The sequence below is a fragment of the Saccharopolyspora sp. MMCC62 genome (genome assembly GCF_057736575.1).
Window position 1 is genome coordinate 157,098 of sequence record NZ_JBYKCM010000001.1, and the last position, 16,962, is coordinate 174,059.

Below are 16,962 nucleotides of genomic sequence, written 5' to 3' on the forward strand. Positions count from 1 at the left end.
CGAGGAGCTCGATGATGAGTACCGGCAAGGCGACCGCGGCGATCGTGGGATCCGGCAACATCGGCACCGACCTGCTGCACAAGCTGCACCGGTCCCCGCTGCTGGAGCCGCGCTGGATGGCGGGTGTCGACCCGGGCAGCGCCGGGTTGCGCCGCGCCCGCGACCTCGGGGTGGCCGCCGGCGCGGGCGGGGTGGACTGGCTGCTGGCGCAGGAGGAACTGCCCGACGTGGTGTTCGAGGCGACCTCGGCCGCGGTGCACCGCGCCCACGCGCCCCGCTACGCCGCGGCCGGGATCCGCGCCGTCGACCTCACCCCGGCCGCGGTGGGACCGGCGGTGGTGCCGCCGGTGAACCTCGGCGAGCACCTCGCGGCACCCGACCTGAACCTGATCACCTGCGGCGGGCAGGCCACGATCCCGCTGGTGCACGCCGTCTCCCGGACCGCGCCGGTGCGCTACGCCGAGATCGTGGCCTCGGTCGCGTCGGTGTCGGCGGGCCCCGGGACGCGGGCGAACATCGACGAGTTCACCCGCACCACCGCCCGCGGCATCGAGCGCATCGGCGGCGCCGAGCGCGGCAAGGCCATTATCGTGCTCAACCCCGCCGACCCGCCGATGATCATGCGGGACACCGTGTTCTGCGCGGTGCCACCGGATGCCGACCAGGACGCGATCGGCGGCTCGCTGCGCCGGATGGTCGCCGAGATCGCCGAGTACGTGCCCGGCTACCGGCTGCTGGGCGACCCGCAGTTCGACCTGCTCGGCGACGACCTGCGGGTCGGGGTGTTCGTCGAGGTCGAAGGCGCGGGCGACTTCCTCCCGCCGTACGCGGGGAATCTGGACATCATGACCGCCGCGGCGGTGCGGGTGGGCGAGCAGCTCGTCCGCGCGGGCCGCGCGGCCGACGCGGAGGAGCGGATCTCGTGACCCGGCTGCCCAGGACGTTCTCCGACTCGCTGGACGTGCGCATCACCGACACCTCGCTGCGTGACGGCTCGCACCACAAGCGGCACCGGTTCACCGCCGAGGAGGTGCGCGCGATCGTCATCGCGCTCGACGGCGCCGGCGTGCCGGTGATCGAGGTGAGCCACGGCGACGGGCTCGGCGGTTCCTCGTTCACCTACGGCTTCTCCGCCACGCCCGAGCAGGAGCTGATCGCGCTCGCCGCCCGCACCGCCCGCCGCGCGAAGATCGCGTTCCTGGTGCTGCCCGGCGTCGGCGTGCTCGACGACATCGCCGCCGCCCAGGACGGCGGCGCCCAGGTGTGCCGGATCGCCACGCACTGCACCGAGGCCGACGTGTCGGTGCAGCACTTCCGGCTGGCCAGGGAACGCGGCCTGGAGACCGTCGGCTTCCTGATGATGGCGCACTCCCGGCCGCCGGAGGAACTGGCCGCGCAGGCCCGCATCATGGTCGACGCGGGCTGCCAGTGCGTGTACGTGGTGGATTCCGCGGGCGCCCTGGTGCTGGAGCAGGTCGCCGACCGGGTCGCGGCCATCGCCGCCGAGGTCGGCGCGGACGCGCAGGTCGGGTTCCACGGGCACGAGAACCTGGGCGTGGCGGTGGCGAACTCGGTGGCCGCCGCGCGGGCGGGCGCGGTGCAGATCGACGGCAGCGCCCGCCGGTTCGGCGCGGGGGCGGGGAACACGCCGGTGGAGGCGTTCACCGGGGTGTGCGACAAGCTCGGCATCCGCACCGGCGTGGACTTCTTCGCGATCGCCGACGCCGCCGAGGACGTGGTGCGACCGGCGATGCCGCAGGAATGCCTGCTGGACCGCTCGGCGCTGATGATGGGCTACGCCGGGGTGTACTCCAGCTTCCTGCGCCACGCCGAGGTGCAGGCCGAGCGCTACGGGGTGGACGCGGCGGCGCTGCTGGTGCGGGCGGGGGAGCGCAAGCTCGTCGGCGGGCAGGAGGACCAGCTGATCGCGCTGGCCCTGGAACTGCGGGCGGAAGCGGCGCGGTCCGATGTGGACGGCGCTCGGATCCTCGACACGAATGAGAACATGTTCTAGTATCGGCGGGCGGCGCGCGGACCGTCCGGAACGGGAATCCGCCACCGCGAACCGAGCCACGGCGGAACAGGTTCCACGACGTGCCCGCGGGCACGGGGACGGGAGCGCGCGATGAGCGAGCAGGACGGGCGGCGGATCGTCGACGAAGTGCGCGGGCTGCTCCCGGGGCTGCGGGAACGCGCGCAGAAGGCCGAGGACGCCCGCCGCATCCCCGACGAGACCATCGAGGAACTCCAGCGGTCCGGGTTCTTCCGGCTGCTGCAACCCGCCCGCTACGACGGCGTCGAAGCCCACCCGGTCGACTTCTACCGCGCCGTCCGGCTGCTCGGCAGCGCCTGCGGCTCCACCGGCTGGGTCGCCTCCATCCTCGGCGTGCACCCCTGGCACCTCGCGCTGTTCCCGCAGCAGGCGCAGGACGAGGTGTGGGCCGACGACCCCGGCACCCTGGTGTCGTCCTCCTACGCGCCGATGGGGAAGGCGACCGTCGTCGACGGCGGCTACCGGCTGTCCGGGCGGTGGAGCTTCTCCTCCGGCTGCGACCACGCCCGCTGGGCCTTCGTCGGCGGGCCCGCCTGCGACGCGACCGGCAAGGCGGTCGACTTCTGCACCTACCTGGTGCCGCTGGGCGACTACCGCATCGACGACGTGTGGGACACCGTCGGCCTGCGCGGCAGCGGCAGCAACGACGTCGTCGTGGACGACGTGTTCGTGCCCGCGCACCGCGCGCTGAGCTTCCTGGCCATGTCCGAGGTCGACTGCCCCGGCCACGTGATCAACACCGGCCCGCTGTACCGGCTGCCGTGGGGCACCGTGCACCCCACCACCATCACCGCGCCCATCATCGGCATGGCCCAGGGCGCCTACGACGCGCACGTCGAGCACCAGGGCGCGCGGGTCCGGGCCGCCTACGCGGGGGAGAAGGCCAAGGAGGACCCGTTCGCGAAGGTCCGCATCGCCGAGGCCGCCAGCGAGATCGACGCCGCCTGGCTGCAGCTCAGCGGCAACATCGCCGAGGAGTACGACCTCGTCGCCGCGGGCGAGCCGGTGCCGATGCCGCTGCGGCTGCGCGCCCGCCGCGACCAGGTCCGCGCCACCACCCGCTGCATCGAGGCCGTGGACCGGCTCTTCGAGAACTCCGGCGGGCGGGCGCTGGCCACCGGCACCCCCATCCAGCGGTTCTGGCGCGACGCGCACGCCGGGCGGGTGCACGCCGCCAACGACCCGGAACGCGCCTACACGATGTTCGGCACCGGCGAATTCGGCCTGCCGATCAAGGATTCGATGGTGTGAGGGGAGAAACCGTGGGCACCGCAGCGGAAACCGAGCTCGACGAGCACTCCACCGGCCGCACCGCCGAACTCCCGTCCGGGCTGCGGTTGCACTACCACGAGGCGGGCGCCGAGCACGCCGACACCGTGGTGCTGCTGCACGGCGGCGGCCCCGGCGCCTCCGCCTGGAGCAACTTCCACCGCAACGTCCCCGCGCTCGCCCGGCACTTCCGCACCATCGCCGTGGACCAGCCCGGCTTCGGCCGCTCCGGCAAGCCCACCGAGCACGGCCAGTACTTCACCCACAGCGCCACCGCCCTGCACGAGCTGTTCGACGTGCTCGGGCTGGAACGCGCGCACCTGCTGGGGAACTCGCTCGGCGGCGGCACCGCGGTCCGCTTCGCGCTGGAGCACCCGGACCGGGCCGGGCGGCTGGTGCTGATGGGGCCGGGCGGGCTGAGCCTGAACCTGTTCGCCGCCGACCCCACCGAAGGCGTGCGGCGGCTCTCCGAGTTCGGCGCCCCGCCCGGGCCGAGCAGGGAGAAGCTCGCGGCGTTCCTGCGCACCATGGTGCACGACCAGTCGCTGATCACCGACGAACTGGTCGAGCAGCGCTACGCGGCCGCCTCCACCCCGGAATCGCTGGCCGCGATGCGTGCGATGGGCGAGTCGTTCCGCCGCGCCGAGACCTTCGAGCAGGGCCTGCTGTGGCGGGAGGCCTACCGGCTGCGGCAGCGGGTGCTGCTGGTGTGGGGCCGCGAGGACCGGGTGAACCCGCTGGACGGGGCGCTGCTCGCGCTCAAGCTGATCCCGCGCGCGCAGCTGCACGTCTTCGGCGGCTGCGGGCACTGGGCGCAGCTGGAGAAGTGCGCCGAGTTCAACCGGCTCGCCCTGGACTTCTTGCTTGACTGACGATCGAGGGAGTGCGCGATGGGCATCCGCTCGCTGGGATACCTGCGGATCGAGGCCACCGACGTCGAGGCGTGGCGGGTGTTCGGCACCAAGGTCCTCGGCATGATCGAGGGCGACGGGCCGGACCCGGACGCGGTGTACTTCCGGATGGACGACTTCCCGGCGCGGCTGGTGATCGTCCCGGGGGAGGCCGACCGGCTCGCCCAGACCGGCTGGGAGGCCGCGAACGAAGCGGAAGTGGCCGAAGTGGCCCGGAACCTCGACGCCGCCGGGGTGTCCTGGAAGGCCGGGGACGCCGCCGACCTCGCCGACCGCCGGGTGTGCGGGCTGATCAGGTTCGAGGACCCGTCCGGCAACACCCAGGAGGTCTTCCACGGCGCCGCACTGCGGCACCGCCGCGTGGTCAGTCCCTACGGGCACCGGTTCGTCACCGAGGAGCAGGGGCTCGGGCACGTGGTGCTGTCCACCCACGACGACGCGGCGGCGCTGCACTTCTACCGCGACGTGCTTGGGTTCCGGCTGCGCGACTCGATGCGGCTCGCCCCCGAACTCGTCGGCAGGCCCGCCGACGGCGAACCGGCGTGGCTGCGGTTCTTCGGCTGCAACCCGCGCCACCACAGCCTCGCGTTCCTGCCGATGCCCACGCCCAGCGGCATCGTCCACCTCATGGTGGAGGTCGCCGACGTCGACGACGTCGGGCTGGCCCTGGACCGCGCGCAGCGCCGGAAGGTGCCGCTGTCGGCGACGCTCGGCAGGCACGTCAACGACCTGATGCTGTCGTTCTACCTGCGCTCGCCCGGCGGCTTCGACGTCGAGTTCGGCTGCGAGGGCAGGCAGGTCGCCGACGAGGACTGGGTCGCCCGGGAGAGCACCGCGGTGAGCCTGTGGGGCCACGACTTCGGCATCGGGGCCCGCGGATGACCCGGGCGCGGGCCGAACCGGACCAGGCGAGTTTCCGCCGCGTCCTCGGCCGGTTCTGCACCGGTGTCACCGTCGTCGCCGGCCGGGACGGCGACCGCCCGATCGGATTCACCTGCCAGTCGTTCGCGGCGTTGTCGCTGGACCCGCCGCTGGTGCTGTTCTGCCCCGGCCGCGGTTCCCGGACCTGGCCGCTGCTGGCGGCTTCCGGGCGGTTCTGCGTCAACGTGCTCGCCGACGGGCAGGAGGCGGTCAGCGCCGCGTTCGGCCGTGGTGGTGCCGACAAGTTCGCCACCGTCGGCTGGCACCCGGCGCCCTCGGGTTCTCCGGTGCTCGACGACGTGCTGGCGTGGGCGGACTGCGCGGTCGAAGCGGTCCACGAAGCGGGCGACCACTACGTCGTCGTCGGCCGGGTGCACGCCCTCGGCGAAGGCGATCCGCACCGTCCGCTGCTGTTCTACCGCGGGACCTACGCGAACGTCGAAGAACCCCCGCCGCCCCTGAACTGGCCCCGCGAGGACGACTGGCTCTGACGAGGCGGCCCCGCAGGCACCGGCCGCGATGTAGGTTGGCGGCGGCCGAACGGGGGAGGCGCCGATGCCCGGCACACCGGAACCGCTCACCGGGGTGGGCCGCACCGCCGTGGGCGTCGCGCTCATCCGGGCGCGCGAGACCGACCGAGCGGACCGCCTGATCGCGGACCCCTATGCGCGCGCGTTCGCCGACGCGGCCGAAGCCGAACTCCGGCGCGCACCCGACGGCGCCACGCAGTCCTGGGAACGCCTGCTCGGACTGGTCGAGAACTTCCACGACGGACGCGTGGTCGCCACCCGCCACTTCGACGAGCAGCTGTCGGGCGCGGTCGAAGCGGGCTGCACCCAGGTCGTCGAGGTCGGCGCCGGGCTGAGCACGCGGGTGCTGCGGCTCCCGCTGCCCGTGCACGTGGTGTGCTTCGAGCTGGACTCGCCCGCGATGTTCGCGTTCAAGGAACCGGTGTTGCGCGGCCACCCCGAACGCCCCGCCTCCGCGGCCCGCCGGGTGGTCGTCCCCACCGACCTGCGCGGGAACTGGGCCGCCGACCTGGCCGCCGCCGGTTTCGACCCCACCCGCCGCACCGCGTGGCTGGAGGAGGGGGTGCTCGCCTACCTCCCGCCCGCGGACGCCACCGCGGTGCTGGACACCATCACCGAGCTCAGCCCGCCCGGCAGCAGGCTCGCGAAGACCGCGATCACCGCCCCGGACGACGAGACCTACCGCCGGATGCGCGAGTTCGTCGGCCGCGGCGCGGCGCCCAGCGCGGGCGAGACCGGCGTCGACCGGGACAACGCCCACCGGCTCGACGAGCGCGGCTGGCGCGTCGACTTCCACCCGCACGCCGAGCTCGCCCTGCGGTGGGGTCGCGCCGCACCCGAGGCGGACTCCGGTGGCTACGCGAGCGGGGTGCGCCTGCCCGGGTGACTGCCTGTCTCTGAACCTGCCCGGTGGGTCGGGTCGGTTTCCCGTCAGCGGCGAAGCCGCTGAGCCAACGACCACCTGAGACACCGGCACCGCCGCTGAGGTTCCGCCACCCAAGCACTACGCGGCAACCGAAGCGAGACAAGCAGTGACTCACCGCAGGTCGGGTTTGCGGATCTTGCCGGTGGGGGTGCGGGGGAGGGCGGTCCGGAACTCGACGTGGCGGGGGAGCTTGAAGTTGGCGAGGTGCTCGCGGCAGTGGGCCAGGACCTCCTCGGCGGTGAGGGCTCGGCCGGGGGACGCGACCACGTAGGCCTTGCCGACCTCGCCGAGGCGGGCGTCGGGCACGCCGACCACGGCGGACTCGGCGACGCCGGGCAGCCGGGCGATCGCCTGCTCGACCTCGGCCGGGTACACGTTGAACCCGCCGCAGATGTACATGTCCTTGAGCCGGTCGGTGATGGTGAGCCTGCCGCCGCGGTCCACCCGGCCGAGGTCGCCGGTGTGCAGCCAGCCGTCGGCGTCGATGGCGGCGCGGGTCTGCGCCGGTTCGTCCCGGTAGCCGAGCATCGTGTTCGGGCCGCGCAGCAGCACCTCGCCGACCTCCCCGGCGGGCAGGGCGCGGCCGTCGGGGTCCGCGATGCGCAGTTCGAAGCCGGCGGTGGGCCGCCCGCAGGTGGTGGCGACCGCCGCGGCGTCGTCGGTCGGGGAGCACATGGTGGCGACCACCGCTTCGGTCAACCCGTAGGCGGTGAGCACGGTGCGGAAGCTGAGTTCTCGCTGCATCCGTTCCACCAGCACCTGCGGCACCGACGCCGCCCCGGTGACGGCCAGCCGCAGGCTGGAGAGGTCGTGCTCGGCGCGTGCCGCATCGTCCAAGATGGACTGGTAGAGGGTGGGCGGCCCGGGCAGCACGGTGATCCGCTCGCAGTGCACCAGCTCCAGCACCGCGCGGGTGTCGAACACCGGCACCGGCACGATCGCCGCCCCGCGCAGCAGGCACACCAGGATGCCCGCCTTGTAGCCGAAGCTGTGGAAGAACGGGTTCACCACCAGGTACCGGTCGGTCTCGTCCACTCGCCCGCAGCTCGCCCACGCGTCGGCGACGGCGAGGGCCTGGCGGTGCGCGCTGAGCACGCCCTTGCTGCGCCCGGTGGTCCCGGAGGTGTAGAGCAGGTCGCTGGGATCGGTGCCGCGCACCCGGGCCGCCGCCTCGTCGACCCGCTCGGCCGGGAGCGCCCGCCCGCCGAGCTCGGCCCAGTCCGCGCAGCACGGCACCGGAGCTTCGGCGCCCTCCACGGGGATGCGCAGCACGGTGCGCAGCTCGGGCAAGCCGGGCACCGGGGTCGCGGCGCGCGCACCGCCCTGCCCGCGCAGTTCCCGCAGCCGGTCGCGGCCGAGGAACGTCCCGGCCACCAGCAGCGCGCTCGCCGAGCTGCGGGCCAGCACATCGCGGGTCTCGGCCGCGGTGAACCGGGTGTTGATCGGCACCAGCACCGCGCCCACGTGCAGCGCGGCCAGTGCCGCCACCACCCAGTGCCCGGTGTTCGGCGAGTTCAGCGCCACCCGGTCCCCGGCGCGCACCCCGTCGGCGAGCAGGAAGCCCGCCAGCGCGCGGACCTGCCCGCGCAGCTCCCGGTAGGTCAGCCGCAGCGCCGGGTCCACCACGGCGTCGCGGTCGCCGAAGCGCTCGGCGGCGAGGTCGAGCGCGGCGGGCACCGTCTCCGGGGCGCCCACGGCGTCAGATCCGCTCGATGATGGTCCCGGTGGACAGCGCCCCGCCCGCGCACATCGTGATCAGCGCGGTGCTCGCGTCCCGCCGCTCCAGTTCGTGCAGTGCGCTGGTGATCAGCCGCGCCCCGGTGGCGCCGACCGGGTGGCCCAGCGCGATGGCGCCGCCGTTGACGTTCACCCGCTCCAGGTCGGGCCGGTGCACCGCGGCCCAGGACAGCACGACGGAGGCGAACGCCTCGTTCACCTCGAACAGGTCGATGTCACCGATCTTCATCCCGGACCGCTCCAGCACCCTCGTGGTGGCCTGCACCGGCCCGTCCAGGTGGTAGTAGGGCTCGGCGCCGACGAGGCACTGCGCGACGATCCGGGCGCGCGGGCGCAGGCCGAGCGCGGTGGCCCGGTCGGCGTCGGCGAGCAGCACCGCGGCGGCCCCGTCGGAGATCTGCGAGGAGGTGCCCGCGGTGTGGAATCCGCCGTCCAGCACGGGTTTCAGCCCGGCGAGCGCCTCCGCGCTGGTCTCGCGCAGCCCTCCGTCGCGGGTGACCAGGTGGGTGCCGCCGTCCGGGGCGGGGGCGCGGGTGGGCACGATCTCGCGGGCGAACCGGTCCTCGTCCCAGGCGGCGCGGGCGAGGTGCTGCGAGCGCAGCCCGAACAGGTCCACCTCCGCGCGGTCCAGGCCGCGCCGTTCGGCGATCCGGTCGGCGGCCAGGTACTGGTTCGGCAGGTCCAGGTCCCAGGAATCGGGCCGCGGCCGTCCTGCCTCGGTGCCGATGTTGGCGCCCAGCGGTACCCGGCTCATCGCCTCCACGCCGCAGGCGACGCCGACGTCCACGGCGCCGGCGCTGATCAGGCCTGCGACCAGGTGCGCGGCCTGCTGCGCCGAACCGCACTGGGCGTCGACGGTGGTGCAGCCGGTCGCCTCGGGCAGTCCCGAATGCAGCCAGGCGGTGCGGGTGATGTTGCCCGCCTGCGCGCCGGCCTGCGTGACGCAGCCGCCGATGACCTGCTCGACGAGTTCCGGGTCGATCCCGGCCCGGTCGAGCAGCCCGCGCTGGGCGGTGCCGAGCAGTTCCGCGGGGTGCAGGCCGGCGAGTGCTCCTCGGCGCCTGCCGATCGGAGTGCGGGCCGCGTCCACGATCACCGGGTTGCCCACCGTCGTCTCCTTCCGGCGCGAACGAGCGGAACATTCAATGTAGAACGTGTTCTCGATACGAACAAGGAGCCGTCGTCCGAGCGGGCGGGCGGGGCGGTAAAACCGGAGCGCGACACCGGTCACGAGTGATCATCACTGTTACGGGGGTTTACCGCCCGGCTGAAATGTGGTTCGGTTCACATAGAACAAGTTCTCTTTCGTGGACTCGTGTCTCCGTGCGGCCCGCAGGAGGTTGCCGTGGTCTCCCCCCACATCCCGCCCGGCTTCGACTTCACCGACCCCGACCTCTACGCGGAACGGCTGCCCATGCGCGAGTTCGCCGAACTCCGGAGCACCGCACCGGTGTGGTGGAACCCGCTGCCCCGCGGCAAGGCGGGCTACGACGACGAGGGCTACTGGGTGGTGACCAGGCACGCCGAGGTCAAGGAGGTCTCGCGCCGCAGCGACGTCTACTCCTCCTGGGAGAACACCGCGATCACCCGCTTCACCGCGGAGATGAACCGCGAGCAGATCGAGATGCAGCGGTTCATCCTGCTCAACATGGATCCGCCCGAGCACACCAAGCTGCGCGGCATCGTCGCCCGCGGCTTCACCCCGCGCGCCATCAACGGCCTGCGGGACGCCCTGCACGCGCGCGCCGAGCACATCGTCGACACCGCGCTCGACGGCAGCACCGGCGACTTCGTCACCGACATCGCCTGCGAACTCCCGCTGCAGGCCATCGCCGAACTGCTCGGCGTGCCGCAGGAGCACCGCAAGAACATCTTCGACTGGTCCAACCAGATGATCGCCTACGACGACCCCGAGTACTCCATCGACCCGGCCGCCGCCGCCACCGAACTGCTCGGCTACAGCATGGGCATGGCCGAGGAGCGCCGCGGCTGCCCGATGGACGACATCGTCACCAAGCTCGTGCAGGCCGACGTGGACGGGCACGCGCTCAGCGACGACGAGTTCGGCTTCTTCGTGCTGCTGCTCGCCGTCGCGGGCAACGAGACCACCCGCAACGCCATCACCCACGGCATGCTCGCCATGCTCGACCACCCCGAGCAGTGGGAGCTGTTCAAGGAGCAGCGGCCCGCCACCACCGCGGACGAGATCGTGCGCTGGGCGACACCGGTGATGTCCTTCCAGCGCACCGCGCTCGCCGACACCGAGCTGAACGGGGTGGCGATCGGGCGCGGCGAACGGGTCGCGATGTTCTACAGCTCGGCGAACTTCGACCCCGAGGTCTTCGACGAACCGGAGCGCTTCGACATCACCCGCGACCCCAACCCGCACGTCGGGTTCGGCGGCACCGGCGCGCACTACTGCCTCGGCGCGAACCTGGCGCGGCTGGAGATCGACCTCATCTTCCAGGCCATCGCCGACCGGATGCCCGACATCGCCAAGGCCGGCGAACCCCGCAGGCTGCGCTCCGGCTGGCTCAACGGCATCAAGGAGTTCCAGGTCCGCTACCGGTGATCCGCCCGCGAGCAGGCGTGCCCGCGCTCTGTCCCTGAACCCGCCCGGCAGGTCTTGGTCGTTTCGCCGTCTCCTGTCACCGGCGGAGCCGCTGAGCCGCCGACCACGCACGCAGCGGGACCACCCGCTGAGGTTCCGCCACCCCAGTGCTCCGCAGCGCGAGGGCACAGCCGTTCAGTCGACGACCGCCGTCGCCTCCAGCTCGACGAGCATGTCCGGCTCGGCGAGGGCGGCAACCCCGATGCCGGTGAACGGGGGCAGCACGGCCCCGCCCAGCTGGGCGCTCGCCCGCGCTCGCCCCGCCATGAACTGCTCGAACTTCTCCGGTGTCCAGTCCACGAGGTAGGCGGTCAGCTTCGCCACGTCCGCGAACGAGGCGCCCGCCGCCGCTAGCGCGGTGGCGACGTTGCGGTACACCTGCTCGACCTGCGCGGCGAGATCACCCGTCCCGACCGGGTTCCCGTGCGCGTCCCGGGCGACCTGCCCGGCGACGAAGACCAGCTTCGAACCGGTCGCGACCGACACCTGCCGGTAGAGCTCGACCTCCGGCAACCCGTCCGGGTTCACCAGCGTGATGGCCATCGTGTTCCTCCGTGCTCTCTTGTGGTTACCGGGAAACCGTAGGAGAGTGGCGCGTGAAGTGGAAGAACGCACTTTTTCGTAACCGGGGAACCTGATGGGAACCACGAACTTCACCAGCCCGCTCGAAGACGAGGCCGACCTGCGGCGCGCCGACTCCCTCGCGCGGGAGATCTTCACCGAGGTCGCCAACAAGTGGGCGTTCCTGATCATCGACCTGCTCGGGGAGGAGCGCAGCCTGCGCTTCAGCGAGCTGCGCGGGCGGATCGAGGGCATCAGCCACAAGATGCTCACCCAGAACCTGCGGATGCTGGAGCGCAACGGCCTGCTGGACCGCACCGTGCACCCGACCGTGCCGCCGCGGGTGGACTACGAGCTCACCGAACCGGGCCGGGCGCTGCGCCAGGTCGTGCACGGGATGTGCGACTGGACCCACACCTACCTGGAAGAAATCGATGCGGCCCGCCGTGAATTCGGCGATTGATCGGGTCGTCCGCGTAGGGGTGGGGTGGCGGAACCTCAGCGGCGCCCTCGCTGCGGGATCGATTTCACAGGTGGCTCCGCCACATGAGAAATCGCTGTCCTCGCGAGGACACCGCTGAGAACCCGCGGCGGTGCCGGTGTCCCAGGCGGTCGGCAGCTCATCGGCTGCGCCGCTGACAGGAGAACGACAAGAAGCGGTCAGGGGTCAGGCTGGGTGAGGGTCGCCATTGCTCGGTCGAACTCCCAGAAGGCTCGCATCGAGATGAGCAGGCCGTTGTCGTCCACGCGGTAGACGAACACGCCGTCGGCGTCCATCGTCGCGCCGTCGGGGAGGCGGGTGCGGATGCGGCCGGTGTTGGCGACCTCCGAGCCCGCGGCGAACGAATCGTGCACGTGGAAGTGCAGGCTCGCCGCGCCGGCGATCACCGAGTCCCAGAACGCGCCGATCGCCGCCGTGCCGCGATGCCCCTGCCCGGACGGATCCAGCGGAGACGGGCCCACCGGGTCCTGCACCAGCGCGTCCGCGGCGAACAGCGCCAGCCAGTCCGCCTTCGCGCCGCGCGCCACCGCCGCCATCGAGGCCCGCGCCGCCCGCCGCGCCGGGTGGTCGGCCTCGGTCGCGTCCCACCGCACCGAACCGGTCATCGTCGCCTCCGTCGCATCCGGGCCGCTCATCCGGCCGCCAGCGGGTGGATCACCTCGTCGGCGAAGCGCCGCAGCGAGTCCCGCTTCACCTCGATGTCCGCGTCGAAACCGTGGCCGTCGAGCACCCACGGCACCACGATCGCATCGGTCACGCCCGCCGCCGCCTGCTCCCGGTAGCCGTCCGCGCCGAACCGGTCCACGCACACCGCCTGGATCTCGAAGGGCTCCGCGTCGCGGCCGAACTCGGCGCGCAGCTCGCCGAGCCGGGCGATGGTGGCGCGCAGCTCGGAGATCCGCATCATCGCCGAGGACCAGCCGTCCCCGCGGGCCGCCGCCCGCCGCAGCGCCCGCTCGGTGTGCCCGCCCACGTAGATCGGCACCCGGCGGCCGGGAGCGGGGGACATCTGCAGCCGGCCGAAGTCGAAGAACTCGCCGTGGTGCTCCACCATCCCGCCGCCGAGCACCAACCGCAGCACCTCGATCGCCTCGTCCACCCGCGCCCCGCGCCGCTCGAACGGCGCCCCGCACCACTCGAACTCCTCCGGCGTCCAGCCGATGCCGACGCCGAGCCCGAACCGGTCCCCGGTCAGCGCCGCCACCGACGCCACCTGCCGCGCCAGCAGCAACGGATTGCGCGGACCCAACTTCAGCACCGAGGTGTAGAACCGCAGCCGCTCGGTCACCGCGCCCATCGCCGCGGCCGCCACCAGCGGATCGGTCCACGGCGTCTCCGCGGTCCACATCCGCTCGCCGTCGGGGGTGTACGGGTAGTCGGCGGCGACGTGCTCGGAGTAGAACAGCGAGTCCGGCAGCGCGATCGCGGCGAACCCGGCCTCCTCCGCCGCGCGCGCCAGCGCGGTCAGCTCCGGCAGCGGGCACATGGCCACGGACAACGTGAACTCCATCAGCGCTCCCCGGGCCGCGCGGCGCCCACGACCCACATCGAGAAGTATTGCGAGCCCCCGCCGTAGGCGTGCCCGAGCGCGGTGCGCGCCCCGTCCACCTGGTGCTCGCCCGCCCGGCCCATCACCTGCATCGCCGCCTCGGCGAACCGCAGCATCCCGGAGGCGCCGATCGGGTTCGACGACAGCACACCACCGGACGGGTTCACCGGCAGCCTGCCGCCGATCGCCGTCTCGCCCGATTCGGTGAGCTTCCAGCCCTCGCCCTCGGCGGCGAAACCCAGGTTCTCCAGCCACATCGGCTCGAACCAGGAGAACGGCACGTAGAGCTCGGCGACGTCCACTTCGGACATCGGATCGTTGATGCCGCCCTGCGCCCACAGCGCCGCCGCCGCGTCCCGGCCGGCCTGCGGGCTCACCTGGTCGCGGCCGGCGAACGTGGTCGGCTCGGTGCGCATCGCCGTGGCGTGGATCCAGGCCACCGGGTGGCCGGTGGCCGCGGCGGCCTGCTCGTCGCCGAGCACCATCGCGCACGCCCCGTCCGAGGACGGGCAGGTCTCGTCGTAGCGGATCGGGTCCCACAGCATCTGCGAGGCCAGCACCGATTCCACCGTCAGGTCCGCCTGGCGCACGTGCGCCCACGGGTTGCGGCTGCCGTTGCGCCGGTCCTTGACCGCCACCATCGCCCCGATGTGCGGCGGGGCGCCGGAGCGGCGGATGTAGGAGCGCACGTGCGGGGCGAAGTAGCCGCCCGCACCCGCGCCCACCGGCATCGAGAACGGCGGCATGATCGACAGCGCCCACATGGCGTTCGACTCGGACTGCTTCTCGAACGCCACCGCCAACACCCGCCGGTGCACCCCGGCCTGCACCAGGCTCGCCGCCACGTTCGCCGTCGACCCGCCCACCGATCCGGCGGTGTGCACCCGCAGCAGCGGTTTCCCGTTGGCGCCCAACGCATCGGCGAGGACCAGCTCCGGCATCATCACGCCCTCGAACAGGTCGGGGGCCTTGCCGACGACGACCGCGTCCACCTCGTCCCAGCCGACCTCGGCGTCGGCCATCGCCCGGTCCACCGCCTCCCGGCACAGCCCGGCCATCGACACGTCGGTGCGGCGGCTGGCGTGCCGGGTCTGGCCGGTTCCGAGCACCGCGGCGATCTGCTTGCCCATCAGCCCTCCATCACGCACACGAGGTTCTGCTGCAACGCGGGTCCGCTGGTCGCGTGCGCGAGGACCTTGCCCGCCTCGCCGGACCACACCCGCCGCGCCGCCTCGCCGATCCGGGTCAGCCCGGCGGCGAACATCGGGTTGCCGCACAGGACTCCGCCGGAGGGGTTGATCCGCACCGACTCGTCCAGGGCGAGCGCCCGGCGCAGCACCAGCTCCTGGTGGGTGAACGGCGCGTGCAGCTCGGCGACCTCGACGCCCTCGGCCCCCGCCGCCCGCGCCGCGTCCGCAGTGGACGGTGAGGCGGTGAGGTCCCGGCCGCCCAGCTCGGTCGACTCGACGCGGTGCTCCACCCCGGTGATCCACGCCGGTCGGTCCCGCAGCTCCCGGGCCCGTTCCGCGCTCGCCAGCAGCACCGCCGAGGCGCCGTCGGTGATCGGCGCGCAGTCGTGCGCGCGCAGCGGATCGGCCAGGTACGGCCGCGCCAGCAGCTCCGCGACCAGCACCCGGCCGGACAGCTGCGCGTGCGGGTTCTGCTCGGCGTCGGCGCGCGAACGGGCCGCGACCTCCGCCATGCCGTGCTCGGAGCACACCCCGGATTCCAGGCACAACCGCGCCTGCAACCCGGCGACGCCCACCGAATCCGGCCACAGCGGCGCGGCGAAGTACGGGTCCAGCTGCAACGCCAGCACCCGCCGCAGCTCACCGGCCGAGGACTTGCCGAAGCCGTACACCAGCGCCGTGTCCACCTCGCCGGTGCGGATCTTCACCCACGCCTCGTACAGCGCCCACGCCGCGTCCATCTCCACGTGCGACTCGTTGATCGGCGGGAACGCGCCGATCGCGTCGATCGCCGCGATGAACGAGAACGCCCGGCCCGCCAGGTAGTCCGACGAACCCGAGCACCAGAACCCCACGTCCTCCTTGCGCATCCCCGCGCCGGAGAGCAGTTCCTCGAACACCGGCACCAGCATCTCCACGCCGTTCGTGGTGCCGCTGGTGGCGCGGACGTTCGGCGCCTGGGCGAAACCCACGACGGCCACATCGCTGTCGGTCATGCGCGCTCCCAAGGCCGGCCGGTCACAGGTGGTGGGCGTAGGACTCGTACGGCGCGTCCGGTTCGCCGGACGGGCGGAAGTGGTCGATGTTGCGCAGCGTCGTGTCCCACTCGGCTCGTGGCTTCCACTCGGCCCGCACCCGCATGCCCATCCGGACCTCCTCGGCCGCGCACCCCAGCACCAGGTGCAGGAACGCGATGTCCGCGCCGTCGAGCAGCACGTAGGCCGCGACGTAGGGCGGGGTGAGGCGCTGGCCCAGGAACGGGACGTTGACGATGCAGAAGGTCGTGACGATCCCGGTGTCCGGCAGCTCCACCTCCTGCTCGGTGGGCACGCCGTCGGTGGGGCAGGCGCCCCGCGGCGGGAGGTAGACCTTGCCGCAGGCCGGGCAGCGCTGGCCCAGCAGCCGGCCTTCGGCGAGCCCCCGCAGGTAGCGGCTCTCCTCCGGGGAGGCGGAATGGCTGTAGTGCAGGTGGATCGGGGTGGTGAGCAGCGGTACCGGGTCGAGGCCGGACTCGTCCCGCGGGGCGGCGGGGTCGTCGGCGTCGTCGGGCGAACCGGAGGCGCTGCGGGAGGTGGGGCCGTCGGGAGTCGCGGCGTCGTCCGGTGAACCGGAGCCGTCGGAGGAACCAGCGCCGTCGGAGGAACCGGAGCCATCGGAGGAACCGGGCCCGTCGGGAACCGGTTCGAAGCAGGAGATGTCCCGGATGCCGCCGACCCGGTCCGCCGCCCACCGCGCCCGCACCCGCATCCCGGTGCGCATCCGGTCCGGCGATCCGGCGTCCACCGCGTGCAGCAGCGAGGTGTCCGCCCCGTCCAGCCGCACCAGCGCCCACGCGAACGCGTGCGGCAACGGCTGGCCTTCGAGGGGTTCCGGGATCCACGACCAGCTGCGCACCGTCCCGGTGTCGCCGACCTCGACGAGCTCGTCGAGCGGGGCGGCGGTGACCGGGTCGTGCTCGACGGCGGGCACGTGCACCCGGCCGTCCGAGCCGCGCACCCCGGTGATCCGCCGCTGCCGCAACCCGGCGGCGAAGCGGCCGAGTACGGGGCCCGGCGAACGGGTGTAGTCGAAGCCGACTTCGAGCGGGGCGCTGAGCGGTTCCGCGATCTCGGTCACGCGATGAAGTGAAACATGTTCTCGCCAAGGCGGCAATGCTCGGCGCACGATGGGGACACCCGCGGCCACCCGGCCGCACCCCGACGCG

The 16,962-nt window shown here is 73.1% G+C and carries 17 protein-coding genes; 9 read left to right on the forward strand and 8 right to left on the reverse strand.

What is annotated here, in order from left to right; translation table 11 throughout:
* The first annotated feature begins 14 nt into the window (after positions 1-14).
* The 7 genes from AC29IT_RS00750 to AC29IT_RS00780 all read left to right on the forward strand — a co-directional run bounded on the left by AC29IT_RS00750 (position 15) and on the right by AC29IT_RS00780 (position 6,570).
* A complete protein-coding gene (locus AC29IT_RS00750) occupies positions 15-926 on the forward strand; it encodes an acetaldehyde dehydrogenase (acetylating) (protein ID WP_488217455.1) in 912 nt (303 codons plus the stop codon).
* Positions 923-2,014, forward strand: coding sequence for a 4-hydroxy-2-oxovalerate aldolase (gene dmpG / locus AC29IT_RS00755; protein ID WP_358441628.1), 1,092 nt, complete (start codon positions 923-925; stop codon positions 2,012-2,014). Before AC29IT_RS00750 ends, dmpG begins: the two co-directional genes overlap by 4 nt.
* 111 nt (positions 2,015-2,125) lie before the next feature.
* Entirely contained in the window at positions 2,126-3,304 is a 1,179-nt protein-coding gene (gene hsaA, locus AC29IT_RS00760; protein ID WP_358441630.1) for a 3-hydroxy-9,10-secoandrosta-1,3,5(10)-triene-9,17-dione monooxygenase oxygenase subunit, read from the forward strand.
* A gap of 11 nt (positions 3,305-3,315) precedes the next feature.
* Positions 3,316-4,194, forward strand: coding sequence for a 4,5:9,10-diseco-3-hydroxy-5,9,17-trioxoandrosta-1(10),2-diene-4-oate hydrolase (gene hsaD / locus AC29IT_RS00765; protein WP_488217456.1), 879 nt, complete (start codon positions 3,316-3,318; stop codon positions 4,192-4,194).
* Positions 4,195-4,212: 18 nt separating this feature from the next.
* A complete protein-coding gene (gene hsaC / locus AC29IT_RS00770; protein WP_488217457.1) occupies positions 4,213-5,115 on the forward strand; it encodes an iron-dependent extradiol dioxygenase HsaC in 903 nt (300 codons plus the stop codon).
* Entirely contained in the window at positions 5,112-5,645 is a 534-nt protein-coding gene (hsaB, locus tag AC29IT_RS00775) for a 3-hydroxy-9,10-secoandrosta-1,3,5(10)-triene-9,17-dione monooxygenase reductase subunit (protein ID WP_488217458.1), read from the forward strand. The genes hsaC and hsaB overlap by 4 nt, the downstream gene beginning before the upstream one ends.
* A gap of 64 nt (positions 5,646-5,709) precedes the next feature.
* Positions 5,710-6,570 carry an SAM-dependent methyltransferase gene (locus tag AC29IT_RS00780; RefSeq protein WP_488217459.1) on the forward strand — a complete coding sequence of 287 codons (861 nt, stop codon included), beginning with the start codon at positions 5,710-5,712 and terminating at the stop codon, positions 6,568-6,570.
* A 150-nt stretch (positions 6,571-6,720) separates the two neighbouring features.
* Here the strand turns inward: AC29IT_RS00780 and AC29IT_RS00785 are convergent, their stop codons facing one another.
* Positions 6,721-8,304 (reverse strand): FadD3 family acyl-CoA ligase, encoded by a 1,584-nt coding sequence (locus AC29IT_RS00785; RefSeq protein WP_488217460.1) that lies wholly within the window; start codon positions 8,302-8,304, stop codon positions 6,721-6,723.
* Positions 8,305-8,308: 4 nt separating this feature from the next.
* Positions 8,309-9,454, reverse strand: a complete 1,146-nt coding sequence (locus AC29IT_RS00790) for a steroid 3-ketoacyl-CoA thiolase (protein ID WP_358441647.1) — start codon at positions 9,452-9,454, stop codon at positions 8,309-8,311.
* A 237-nt stretch (positions 9,455-9,691) separates the two neighbouring features.
* On the opposite strand from AC29IT_RS00790, the gene AC29IT_RS00795 reads away from it, so the two are divergent.
* Complete coding sequence (locus AC29IT_RS00795; protein WP_488217461.1) at positions 9,692-10,918, forward strand: cytochrome P450; 1,227 nt, start codon at positions 9,692-9,694, stop codon at positions 10,916-10,918.
* 174 nt (positions 10,919-11,092) lie between these two features.
* Here the strand turns inward: AC29IT_RS00795 and AC29IT_RS00800 are convergent, their stop codons facing one another.
* Positions 11,093-11,500 carry a RidA family protein gene (locus AC29IT_RS00800; RefSeq protein WP_358441653.1) on the reverse strand — a complete coding sequence of 136 codons (408 nt, stop codon included), beginning with the start codon at positions 11,498-11,500 and terminating at the stop codon, positions 11,093-11,095.
* A gap of 94 nt (positions 11,501-11,594) precedes the next feature.
* Between AC29IT_RS00800 and AC29IT_RS00805 the strand changes: the two genes are divergently transcribed.
* Positions 11,595-11,981: a winged helix-turn-helix transcriptional regulator gene (locus tag AC29IT_RS00805; RefSeq protein ID WP_358441655.1), complete on the forward strand. Its 387-nt coding sequence runs from the start codon at positions 11,595-11,597 to the stop codon at positions 11,979-11,981.
* A 197-nt stretch (positions 11,982-12,178) separates the two neighbouring features.
* Here AC29IT_RS00805 and AC29IT_RS00810 read toward each other — a convergent pair whose 3' ends face one another.
* Genes AC29IT_RS00810 through AC29IT_RS00830 form a run of 5 tightly spaced genes read right to left on the reverse strand, consistent with a single transcriptional unit; the run spans position 12,179 to position 16,874 of the window.
* Positions 12,179-12,625 carry a nuclear transport factor 2 family protein gene (locus AC29IT_RS00810; protein ID WP_358441657.1) on the reverse strand — a complete coding sequence of 149 codons (447 nt, stop codon included), beginning with the start codon at positions 12,623-12,625 and terminating at the stop codon, positions 12,179-12,181.
* Positions 12,626-12,651: 26 nt separating this feature from the next.
* Entirely contained in the window at positions 12,652-13,530 is an 879-nt protein-coding gene (locus AC29IT_RS00815) for a TIGR03619 family F420-dependent LLM class oxidoreductase (RefSeq protein WP_488217462.1), read from the reverse strand.
* Positions 13,530-14,699, reverse strand: a complete 1,170-nt coding sequence (locus tag AC29IT_RS00820; RefSeq protein ID WP_488217463.1) for a thiolase domain-containing protein — start codon at positions 14,697-14,699, stop codon at positions 13,530-13,532. Before AC29IT_RS00820 ends, AC29IT_RS00815 begins: the two co-directional genes overlap by 1 nt.
* A complete protein-coding gene (locus tag AC29IT_RS00825) occupies positions 14,699-15,754 on the reverse strand; it encodes a thiolase domain-containing protein (protein ID WP_488217464.1) in 1,056 nt (351 codons plus the stop codon). Before AC29IT_RS00825 ends, AC29IT_RS00820 begins: the two co-directional genes overlap by 1 nt.
* A 22-nt stretch (positions 15,755-15,776) precedes the next feature.
* Positions 15,777-16,874 carry a Zn-ribbon domain-containing OB-fold protein gene (locus AC29IT_RS00830; protein WP_488217465.1) on the reverse strand — a complete coding sequence of 366 codons (1,098 nt, stop codon included), beginning with the start codon at positions 16,872-16,874 and terminating at the stop codon, positions 15,777-15,779.
* Between the last annotated feature and the right edge of the window lie 88 nt (positions 16,875-16,962).

Excerpts from the sequence above, each read along its gene's own strand:
- AC29IT_RS00750 (WP_488217455.1), top strand. The coding sequence starts at position 15 with ATGAGTACCGGCAAGGCGACCGCGGCGATCGTGGGATCCGGCAACATC.
- hsaA (WP_358441630.1), top strand. The coding sequence starts at position 2,126 with ATGAGCGAGCAGGACGGGCGGCGGATCGTCGACGAAGTGCGCGGGCTG.
- hsaC (WP_488217457.1), top strand. The coding sequence starts at position 4,213 with ATGGGCATCCGCTCGCTGGGATACCTGCGGATCGAGGCCACCGACGTC.
- hsaB (WP_488217458.1), top strand. The coding sequence starts at position 5,112 with ATGACCCGGGCGCGGGCCGAACCGGACCAGGCGAGTTTCCGCCGCGTC.
- AC29IT_RS00780 (WP_488217459.1), top strand. The coding sequence starts at position 5,710 with ATGCCCGGCACACCGGAACCGCTCACCGGGGTGGGCCGCACCGCCGTG.
- AC29IT_RS00800 (WP_358441653.1), bottom strand. The coding sequence starts at position 11,500 with ATGGCCATCACGCTGGTGAACCCGGACGGGTTGCCGGAGGTCGAGCTC.
- AC29IT_RS00805 (WP_358441655.1), top strand. The coding sequence starts at position 11,595 with ATGGGAACCACGAACTTCACCAGCCCGCTCGAAGACGAGGCCGACCTG.
- AC29IT_RS00810 (WP_358441657.1), bottom strand. The coding sequence starts at position 12,625 with ATGACCGGTTCGGTGCGGTGGGACGCGACCGAGGCCGACCACCCGGCG.
- AC29IT_RS00815 (WP_488217462.1), bottom strand. The coding sequence starts at position 13,530 with ATGGAGTTCACGTTGTCCGTGGCCATGTGCCCGCTGCCGGAGCTGACC.
- AC29IT_RS00820 (WP_488217463.1), bottom strand. The coding sequence starts at position 14,699 with ATGGGCAAGCAGATCGCCGCGGTGCTCGGAACCGGCCAGACCCGGCAC.
- AC29IT_RS00825 (WP_488217464.1), bottom strand. The coding sequence starts at position 15,754 with ATGACCGACAGCGATGTGGCCGTCGTGGGTTTCGCCCAGGCGCCGAAC.